Annotated in this window: 2 protein-coding genes and 1 pseudogene; 2 read left to right on the top strand and 1 reads right to left on the bottom strand. The window is 64.0% G+C overall.

The window, feature by feature from the left end; all coding sequences use genetic code 11:
- Positions 1-187 (bottom strand): annotated as a pseudogene (locus ACP5EL_RS08745) (DNA/RNA nuclease SfsA); the annotation flags it as partial.
- Positions 188-255: 68 nt separating this feature from the next.
- Between ACP5EL_RS08745 and xseA the strand changes: the two are divergent.
- Entirely contained in the window at positions 256-1,452 is a 1,197-nt protein-coding gene (gene xseA, locus ACP5EL_RS08740; protein ID WP_428402125.1) for an exodeoxyribonuclease VII large subunit, read from the top strand.
- A partial coding sequence (locus ACP5EL_RS08735) for an exodeoxyribonuclease VII small subunit (protein WP_428402130.1) occupies positions 1,449-1,588 on the top strand: 140 nt, incomplete at its 3' end. The genes xseA and ACP5EL_RS08735, both read left to right, overlap by 4 nt.

The following is a 1,588-nucleotide window of genomic DNA, read 5'->3' as shown; positions in this document are numbered from 1 at the left end:
CCGGATTTTTTGCGGGACGGAGGAGCTCCGCACCGGGGACGAGAAGCTCCTTCAGCCTTCCTGGGTTGGGAAGGTGGCACTCGAACTTTCCCGATCCGCTTCCCAGATCCACCAGCTCGGCCAGAACCGAAAACCTGCTCGTCCTGGAAATGAACCTGGCCTTCACCATCTCCCCCTCGATCTTCAAACGTACGACCATTTCTTTCGGCCTACGCCGAGAGTCCTTAAATATGGTGCAGTCTCCTTCTTCTGTTATTGAACCGAGTATTCAACGTCAGCGAGCTCAACTCCAGGATCAGAGAGAGGCTGACCACTGACCTTCGGCTCTGCGACCTCTGGGCCCGGGGGGAGCTCTCGAACGTCGTCAACCACCGGTCGGGCCACCGGTACTTCACCCTCAGGGACGGAGACTCTCAGATCTCCTGCGTCCTCTTTCGCGGCCACAGCGGAGGCCTCGACTTCGAGCTTGAGAACGGGCTGAACGTTCTCGTTTACGGGGATGTGGAGTTCTACCGTCCCCAAGGAAGGGTCCAGATCCTGGTGAAGGCCGCCCGGCGGGACTCCGGCCTGGGCGGTAAATACCTGGAGCTGGAGATGTTGAAGGAGAGGCTCGCGGCCGAGGGGCTCTTCGATGCCGAGAGGAAGAGGTCTATCCCAGCCTATCCCGCCTGCATTGGGGTTGTCACCTCGCCCGACGGCGCCGCCCTGCGGGACGTTCTGAGGGTTCTTGGGTCCTGTCCCGCCAAAATCGTCATATCTCCCGCTCAGGTCCAGGGGGAGGCCGCCCCCGCGTCCATCGCCTCGGCCATATCCGCCCTCCAGGGCGTCGCCGACGTGATCATCGTGGGGAGGGGAGGAGGGTCGGCGGAGGATCTCTCGCCCTTCAACTCAGAGCTGGTGGCGAGGGCTATCTACCGATCCGGGTGTCCCGTCGTCTCGGCGGTGGGCCACGAGACGGACGTGACCATAGCCGACTTCGTCGCCGACGTCCGGGCCCCCACCCCCTCGGCGGCGGCGGAGATGGTGAGGCCCGAGGTGGAGAGGCTGAGGGAGGATCTGGAGGGGATCGAGGCGAGGATGGTGCGGTCTCTATCGGCGAATCTGGCCCGGAAGCGGCAGAGGTTTGCAGACCTCGCCAGGGCGCTATCGGGGAGGAGGATGCGAAGCATCGTCTCCGAGGAGAGGCAGAGCCTCGACCGGATGATGGACCGCCTCGTCTCGGCGGAGGATCGAAAGGCGGAGGCCCTCGCCGGAAGGCTGGAGCTGGTCGCGGGGAAGCTCGACTCCCTCAGCCCCCTATCGACCCTCTCCCGGGGCTACTGCATCGCCCTCACCGATCGAGGCCTGGCCAGGAGGGCCTCGGATTTGTCCCCTGGCGAGCTCTTCGACCTGGTCTTCGCCGAGGGGAGGCTTCTCTGCCGGTCGATGGGCGAGAGGGCGGATCGGAGATGATGAAGGTGACGGAGATGACTGGTGAAGCATCTGATGACCTGAGCCTGGAGGGATCTCTTGCGGAGCTTGAGAAGATCGTCCGGGCGCTGGAGGAGGGGGAGCTCACCCTGGAGGAGAGCCTGAAGGCCTTCGAGAG

The organism is Methanocrinis sp. (assembly GCF_049974945.1).
Taxonomy (GTDB): Archaea; Halobacteriota; Methanosarcinia; order Methanotrichales; family Methanotrichaceae; genus Methanocrinis.
Note: the sequence above shows the minus strand (reverse complement) of the source record. Positions and strands in the feature narration are given on the sequence as shown.